This is a genomic window from Luteitalea sp., assembly GCA_009377605.1.
GTDB lineage: Bacteria > Acidobacteriota > Vicinamibacteria > Vicinamibacterales > Vicinamibacteraceae > WHTT01.
In genome coordinates this window covers 108,847-116,174 of record WHTT01000007.1, presented here as the reverse complement: position 1 = coordinate 116,174, position 7,328 = coordinate 108,847, and the positions used below count along the sequence as shown (strand labels likewise).

Annotated in this window: 7 protein-coding genes; 5 read left to right on the top strand and 2 right to left on the bottom strand. The window is 65.1% G+C overall.

Features of this window, described 5'->3' with window-relative positions; genetic code table 11:
• Positions 1–224: 224 nt before the first annotated feature.
• Together sixA and GEV06_03965 are read right to left on the bottom strand one after the other, a co-directional pair.
• A complete protein-coding gene (gene sixA, locus GEV06_03970) occupies positions 225–764 on the bottom strand; it encodes a phosphohistidine phosphatase SixA (GenBank protein MPZ17060.1) in 540 nt (179 codons plus the stop codon).
• Positions 765–828: 64 nt separating this feature from the next.
• The gene (locus GEV06_03965; protein MPZ17059.1) at positions 829–1,716 is read right to left on the bottom strand and encodes a CHAD domain-containing protein; all 888 of its coding nucleotides are present in this window, start codon (positions 1,714–1,716) and stop codon (positions 829–831) included.
• 44 nt (positions 1,717–1,760) lie between these two features.
• Between GEV06_03965 and GEV06_03960 the strand changes: the two genes are divergently transcribed.
• The 5 genes from GEV06_03960 to GEV06_03940 all read left to right on the top strand — a co-directional run bounded on the left by GEV06_03960 (position 1,761) and on the right by GEV06_03940 (position 7,283).
• Positions 1,761–3,326 (top strand): HD domain-containing protein, encoded by a 1,566-nt coding sequence (locus GEV06_03960; GenBank protein ID MPZ17058.1) that lies wholly within the window; start codon positions 1,761–1,763, stop codon positions 3,324–3,326.
• Positions 3,327–3,405: 79 nt separating this feature from the next.
• On the top strand, positions 3,406–4,404 hold the full coding sequence (pstS, locus tag GEV06_03955) for a phosphate ABC transporter substrate-binding protein PstS family protein (protein ID MPZ17057.1): 999 nt from the start codon (positions 3,406–3,408) through the stop codon (positions 4,402–4,404).
• A gap of 262 nt (positions 4,405–4,666) precedes the next feature.
• The gene (pstC, locus tag GEV06_03950) at positions 4,667–5,557 is read left to right on the top strand and encodes a phosphate ABC transporter permease subunit PstC (protein ID MPZ17056.1); all 891 of its coding nucleotides are present in this window, start codon (positions 4,667–4,669) and stop codon (positions 5,555–5,557) included.
• On the top strand, positions 5,557–6,423 hold the full coding sequence (gene pstA / locus GEV06_03945; GenBank protein MPZ17055.1) for a phosphate ABC transporter permease PstA: 867 nt from the start codon (positions 5,557–5,559) through the stop codon (positions 6,421–6,423). Before pstC ends, pstA begins: the two co-directional genes overlap by 1 nt.
• Positions 6,423–7,283 (top strand): phosphate ABC transporter ATP-binding protein, encoded by an 861-nt coding sequence (locus tag GEV06_03940; protein ID MPZ17054.1) that lies wholly within the window; start codon positions 6,423–6,425, stop codon positions 7,281–7,283. The genes pstA and GEV06_03940 overlap by 1 nt, the downstream gene beginning before the upstream one ends.
• Positions 7,284–7,328 lie beyond the last annotated feature (45 nt).

Here is a 7,328-nt window from a genome sequence, read left to right as displayed (position 1 = left end):
TCAAGGGGTCAAGGGGTCAAGGGGTCAAGGGGTCAAGGGATCAAGGGGTCAAGGGATCAAGGGGTCAAGGGATCAAGGGGTCAAGGGAGGTAACTCGGAGGACTCAGGTCATGGTCCACCTCGCCTGCCTGGTCCGAAGCGGCCTCGTCCGCTCGAACCTGCCGCGCCCTAGATCCCTCGATCCCTTGATCCCTCGATCCCTTGATCCCTCGATCCCTTGATCGTTACGAGTCGCCGAGTTTCCGCAAAATCTTCGGGGTCGCAAACCAGCGGAGGGTTCCTGGCGTGGAAGGAGGAAGCGCCGTCACTTCGATACAGCAGATTGCACCTTTCTTGAACGGGACAGCTTCGTGCGCCTTCAACAGCCGGGCTGCAAGCTCCCCCATCGACGGCTCGTGGCCAACCAGGGCAATACTGCGGTGACGTGGACGGACGGGCAGGGCGGCGAGCATGTCGCCGATGCGCCGGCTCGGCTCGAGCTCCGGCACCTCCACGACCGGCGGGCGTGGCGAGAGGCCTTCTGCAATCAGATCCGCTGTCTGACGAGCCCGGCGATAGGGACTCGAGAAGATGACATCCACCACGACGCCCAGCACGCCGAGGCCACCGACGATGCGGCGCATTCGGGCGATACCTTCGTCGGTCAACGGGCGCTTACTATCGTCTGGCCACGCCGGTCCCCGCTGCTCGGCAATGGCGTGTCGAATCAGATATAGCTCGATGGACACTGTGAGTTTTGAGTTCTGAGTTCTGAGTTCTGAGATCTAGGTAGGGCCGCCTCGCCGAGGCGGCCGTGACGGCGCGGGAGGCTGACGCGCCCTACCATCGCTATCCTTTCACGCCTTGAGCCGCTCGCAACGCAACGCGGGAGCTGACCTCGCCGGCCAGCCGGATCAGCGCTTGGGCGCGGTGAACATATTGCGCGTGCAGGAGCCGACACTCGCGTGTCACCTCGAGCACGAGCTGGCTCAATGCGGCGTCGAGCTCAGACTGCCCCTTCCGCTCGATTTCGAGCTCGCGCGCGTACGACGCGAGCACGTCGAGGTCGTGCAGCCGGCCCAAGATGTCCTGCATGCCCTTGAGACGACCAAGCAGCCGGCTCACGGCCGCGGCCCCGGTCTCGTCGGCGAGCTCCAAGGCGTAGCGCAGCCGCTTGCACGCAATACGCACTGCGTGGAGCGCCTCGACCGCGTACAACGCACCCGCTGCATCGACGGCTGCCACGAGCCCTTCCGCCTGGCGTGTCAAGTGTACTGCCAAGGCGTCGGTCCAGCCCTCGTCTCCCGCGGCCCTCAGCCGGTCCATGAGCGTCCCGACGTGCTCGCGCAGCCGCCGCAGCCTTTGTCCGGACAACCGACCTCGCGCATCGATGAGGAGACGATGCCGTTTGGCCCGAAGCCGCTGCTGGAGCGCGACGCATGCCGAGCGTGTCTGGGGCCAGCGTTCACACAGCACGGTCACATCTGCAAGCACCACGTCGAGCTCGCGCACCGGGCCCAACGCTCGGGTCACGCGTCGCAGGCGGCGCTCGAGCTTGTGCTGCCCGACGCCGCTCAGGCCAGCCGCCATGACCGGGACCGCTTCACGCAGGCGACGTGACGCCACACGCGCTTGATGGATGCCCTCGACGTCGCCCGCGATGGCGTCCGGCAGGCGCCGATCCAGGACCCGCAACCGACGCTCCACCACCGCCACCGGCGTCCGCCTCTCGCGCATCCCAAGATCTTAATCCCGTTTTCCCTCTACAATCGACCCTGCGTATGCGTATTGCGGCAATCGATATTGGCACGAACTCGGTCCATATGATCGTCGTCCGTGTCCGCCCTGACCTCTCGTTCGAGGTCGTCGACCGGGAGAAAGAGATGGTGCGGCTGGGCGCGGGCGGTCTCGATGGGCGATCTCTTGCGCCAGCCGCCACGACCGCAGCGTTGCAGGCGCTCGCCAAGTTTCGCCGGCTCGCCGACTCGCGCGAGGTGGATGAGATTATCGCCACGGCAACCAGCGCCGTGCGGGAAGCCAATAACGGAGCGCTGTTCCTTCGGCGCGTCGCCGCCGAGACAGGAATTCGCGTTCGGGTCATCTCCGGCACGGAGGAAGCCCATCTCATTCATCGCGCAGCCGCCTATGGCACTGGCGTCGGGCGGGGTCCAGCCATCGTCATCGACATCGGCGGCGGCAGCGTCGAGGTGACCCACGGCTCCGCCACACGCGTGCGGCTCGCGCGCAGCTTCAAGATAGGCGTCATCCGGCTGACGGAGCGCTTCGTCCGGAGCGACCCTCTGAGCCGGCGAGACGAGCGCCGCATCGCCCGGTACGTCAAGGAACAAACAGGCGCGTTCATCGCGCGAGCGCGAGAGCGCGGGTTCGGGCGCGTCATCGGCACCTCCGGCACCATCCTCAGCCTCGGGACGCTCGGGGCCATGGAGACGACAGGCACGGCGCCGAGCGACCTCCGGAACCTGCGGGTCAGCGCCAAGGCCATCCGCCGCGTGCGCAAGCAGCTCGTGTCACTCGATCTCGAGGAACGGCTCCAGGTGCCTGGGCTCGATCCCCGACGCGCCGATCTTGCCGTCGCCGGCGCCGTCCTGCTCGACACGCTGCTAGGCGAGCTAGATGGCGACGAGATCACGCTCTGCGATCTGGCGCTGCGCGAAGGGCTGATCCTCGACTATATTCGGCGGAACCCCCGCCAGATTGCCAGCATCGAGCACTACCCGGACGTGCGGCGGCGGAGCGTCGTGGAGCTCGCCGACCGATGTCAAGCCTGGACTGATCATGCGCGCCACGTCTCGTATCTTGCGCTGCGTCTCTTCGACCAGACCCGCCAGCGGCACGGGCTCTCGATGCGCGAGCGCGAGTGGCTCGACTTCGGGGCGTTGCTCCACGATATAGGCGGGCACATCAGCTACAAGGCGCACCACAAGCACTCGCAGTATTTGATTCGCAACGGCGATCTCCGCGGGTTCGATCCGGAGGAGATCGAAGTCGTGGGCCTCGTCGCGCGATATCACCGCCAGGCCACACCGAAGAAGTCGCACGATGGCTTCGGACAGCTTCCGGCGGACACCCGCAAAGCAGTCCGTGTCTTGGCGGCTTGCCTCCGGTTGGCCGAAGGTCTCGACCGGAGCCACGCCCACATCGTCCGGGATCTGCGGGTGGTCGAGCGTGATGGCGAGTGCGTGATCCGCCTGCGTGCTCAGGGCGACGCAGAGCTCGAGCTCTGGGCCGCCAACCGGCATCGTAAGCCGTTCGAGCGGGAAGTGACCGGGGGGGCAGTGAGGTTCGAAGTCACGGCGAGCAGCGAGCAGAAGCGCCGCGGAGCGTGAACGACCGATCTCCGGCCGTTTACACGAAATTTACAGCCGCGAAACCCGTGTGAAATCCACGCCGATTACTGTTGGGCCTATGCGAAGTGCGCTTCGTCCTGCCGACGCTGCGGCGGCTCTGGCGTTGGCCACCATGAGCACGGTCGGGTGCGGCTCGTACCAGGCCGTCCAGATCGATGGCTCGAGCACCGTCTACCCCATCACCGAGGCGGTCGCCGAAGAGTTCCAGCGTGAGCAGTCTGGCACACGCGTGACCGTTGGAATTTCAGGGAGCGGCGGTGGGTTTCAGCGGTTCTGTCGCGGCGAACTGGACATCTCCAACGCCTCCCGCTCTATTCGCCAGACCGAGATCGACGCGTGCCGCTCCCAGCAGATCGAGTTCATCGAGCTCCCCGTTGCCTACGACGGCATCACCGTCGTGGTGAATCCCAAGAACACGTGGGCCTCGTCGATGACAGTCGCGGAGCTCAAGAAGCTGTGGGAGCCGGAGGCCGAGGGCAAGGTGACGCGGTGGAGTCAGATCCGCGAGGGGTGGCCGGATCAGGAAGTGCACCTGTTCGGCCCCGGCGTCGACTCGGGAACATTCGACTACTTCACCGAAGCCGTCGTCGGCACGGAGGATGCCAGCCGAGGCGACTTCACGTCCAGCGAGGACGACAACGTGCTCGTGCAAGGCGTGGCCGGCGATCAACTGGCCCTCGGCTTCTTTGGGTACGCGTACTACGAAGAGAACAGGGAGCGGCTCAAGGCGGTTCCGATTGCCAATGGGGACGATACCAGCGCTGCGGTTCTACCGTCACAGGAGAGCGTCCGCAACGGCACTTATACTCCGCTCTCTCGACCAGTGTTCATCTACGTGAATGTGGCAAGCCTCGACCGGCCGGAAGTCGATCAATTCATCGACTTCTATTTGCGGCAGGGCCCCACCCTGGTCTCGGAGGTCGGCTATGTGCGGCTGAACGACGAGTTACAGGCTCTTGTCAATCAGCGCTTCAAGACGCGCAAGACCGGCACCGTCTTCACCGCAGAGGGAGGCGACGCCAAGAAGCCATTAGAGGAGCTATACGCTGACCAGTAGCGCAGGCCTTCAGGCCTGCCCATTGCGGCGTCGGCAGGCCTAAAGGCCTGCGCATTGCGGCGTTGGCAGGCCTAAAGGCCTGCGCCATTGCGGCGTTGGCAGGCCTAAAGGCCTGCGCCATTGCGGCGTTGGCAGGCCTAAAGGCCTGCGCTACTGCGCTACTACGAGGAATTCTTCACAGGCTCCAAAGGCCTGCGCTACGGTAATCTTCTGAGCGTTGATGCCGCGATAGCCAGCCTGCCGATCGTCTCCCACTAGCCGTATGACCAGACGGTTCCGCCAACGCTTCGAGACGGTGATCGAGCGAGCCCTCTTCGCCTGTGCGGCGCTCTCGGTGTTCGTGACCCTCGGCATCATTGGCGTGCTCTTGTTCGAGACGATAGGGTTCTTCCGCGAAGTGGCGGTGACGGAGTTCCTGTTCGGCACGACGTGGACCCCGCTCTTCTTCAACAAGCGGTTTGGCGTGCTGCCGCTCGTTGCAGGGACCGTGCTGGTCTCGGCCATCGCCATGGCCGTGGCGCTGCCGGCGGGGCTGCTGAGCGCGGTGTACTTGAGTGAATATGCGTCGCCGGGCACGCGGCGGGCCGTCAAGCCCGTCCTCGAAGTGCTCGCAGGTGTGCCCACGGTGGTCTACGGCTACTTCGCGTTGCTGTTCGTCACGCCGCTGCTCCAATCCTTTCTGCCACAGCTCGCCGGCTTCAACGCGCTCAGCCCGGGCATCGTGATGGGCATCATGATCCTGCCGCTCGTCTCTTCGTTGAGCGAAGATGCGCTGCACAGCGTCCCGAGCGGCTTACGCGAAGCCTCGTACGCGCTTGGCGCGACCAAAGCCCAAACATCGCTGACCGTCGTGCTACCGGCCGCGCTCTCCGGTATCTCGGCTGCCGCGATCCTGGCGGTGTCCCGCGCCGTTGGCGAGACCATGATCGTCGCGATTGCGGCGGGCCAGCAGCCGCGGCTCACCGCAAATCCGCTGGTGCCGGTCGAGACCATGACCGCGTTCATCGTCCAGGTGAGCCTCGGCGACACACCGACGGGCACAATCGAGTACCGGACGATCTTTGCCGTTGGCATGCTGCTGTTCCTCGGCACCTTTGGGCTGAACCTCTTCAGCACCTGGCTGCGGGGCCGCTACCGTGAGGTGTATCGCTGATGGAGATGCCGCGGAGCGCCACGCGCACGCGTCGGCTCAGCGACAAGGCGCTGGCCTTCGCTGGCCTGTTCGTCCTCGGACTAGCGCTCCTGGCCCTCGCGGTGCTCCTGGTCGACGTCTTCCTCGACGGCGCCGGACGGGTCTCGTGGCAGTTTCTCGTTGGCTATCCGTCGCGGCGGGCCGCGGACGCCGGTTTGCTGCCGGCCCTGGTCGGGAGCCTCTATCTCATCCTCCTCACCATTGCCATTGCGCTGCCGGTGGGCGTCGGTGCGGCGATCTACCTGGAGGAGTACTCGACACAGGGGCGCGTCGCGCGGTTCATCGAGCTCAACATCTCGAATCTTGCTGCGGTGCCGTCGATCATCTACGGCCTGCTGGGGCTGGGCCTCTTCGTGCGCGCGCTCGCCATGGGCCAGAGCCTACTTGCCGGTGCGTGCACGCTGGCGCTCCTGCTGCTACCAATCGTGATTCTCTCTACGCGGGAGGCGTTGAGGGCGGTTCCGGTCTCGCTGCGCGAGGGCTCCTACGCGCTCGGCGCCACCAGGTGGCAGACGATCTGGAATCAGGTGCTGCCGGTTGCCGCACCGGGCATCTTGACGGGCGTCATCCTGGCGGTGTCGCGTGCCATCGGCGAAACGGCGCCGCTCATCACGATTGGCGCGCTGACCTATGTGCCGTTCGTCCCGGATAGTATCTGGTCGCCATTCACGGTGCTCCCGATCCAGATCTTCAATTGGGTCTCGCGTCCGCAATCCGCTTTTCTCGTGAACGCAGCCGGGGGTATCCTGGTACTGCTCGTGTTGTTACTGTCGCTGAACGCCGCAGCCATCTTGCTGCGCGATCGTTATCGAAGTCAGAGGATGTGATGACGCCCAATGCGCCGTCGCTGCCGTCACTCTCGCCCCGCCCGGCTTCCTTGTCGCCTGGAGCCGCGGATGCGGCCGGACCTCAGGCGGATCCGGCTGCCTTGAACGCGAAGATCGAGGCGCGCAGCCTGAACTTCTACTATGGCGACGCTCACGTGCTGCATGCCATCGACATGCGCATCCCTGAGCGTCTCGTGACAGCGTTCATCGGGCCGTCCGGCTGCGGCAAGAGCACGTTCCTGCGCACGCTGAACCGGATGAACGACATCATTCCTGGCGCACGAGTCGAGGGCACCGTCGAGGTGGACGGCGTCGACATCTACGGCCGCGACATCGATGTCGTCGGCTTGCGTCGGCGCATCGGGATGGTGTTCCAGAAGTCGAACCCCTTCCCGAAGTCGGTGTACGACAACGTCGCGTATGGCCCGCGTATCAACGGCATGATCACGAGTCGGGGACAGCTCGATGATCTGGTCGAGAGCAGCTTGCGCGCGGCGGCGCTGTGGGACGAGGTCAAGGACCGCCTGCAAGAGTCGGCGCTCGCCCTCTCCGGCGGCCAACAACAACGCTTGTGCATCGCCAGAGCGCTGGCGGTCAAGCCGGACATCGTGTTGATGGACGAGCCGGCATCGGCGCTCGACCCGATCGCCACGCAGCGCATCGAGGAGCTCGTGCACCAGCTCAAACGCGACTACACGATCGTCATCGTCACACACAATATGCAGCAGGCGGCGCGCATCTCCGATTTCACGGCGTTCTTCTGGCTCGGGCGGCTCGTCGAGTTCGACCGTACCGAGCGCATCTTCACGGCGCCACGGGAACAGCTCACGGAAGACTACGTGACCGGGCGCTTCGGCTGAGACGAAGCTTCGTTACCATGTCACCGATGGACCCATCGTCTGCAC

Bases quoted from the DNA above. Each gene is read 5' to 3' on its own strand.
- GEV06_03965 (MPZ17059.1), bottom strand. From the start codon at position 1,716: ATGCGCGAGAGGCGGACGCCGGTGGCGGTGGTGGAGCGTCGGTTGCGG.
- GEV06_03960 (MPZ17058.1), top strand. From the start codon at position 1,761: ATGCGTATTGCGGCAATCGATATTGGCACGAACTCGGTCCATATGATC.
- pstS (MPZ17057.1), top strand. From the start codon at position 3,406: ATGCGAAGTGCGCTTCGTCCTGCCGACGCTGCGGCGGCTCTGGCGTTG.
- pstC (MPZ17056.1), top strand. From the start codon at position 4,667: ATGACCAGACGGTTCCGCCAACGCTTCGAGACGGTGATCGAGCGAGCC.
- pstA (MPZ17055.1), top strand. From the start codon at position 5,557: ATGGAGATGCCGCGGAGCGCCACGCGCACGCGTCGGCTCAGCGACAAG.
- GEV06_03940 (MPZ17054.1), top strand. From the start codon at position 6,423: ATGACGCCCAATGCGCCGTCGCTGCCGTCACTCTCGCCCCGCCCGGCT.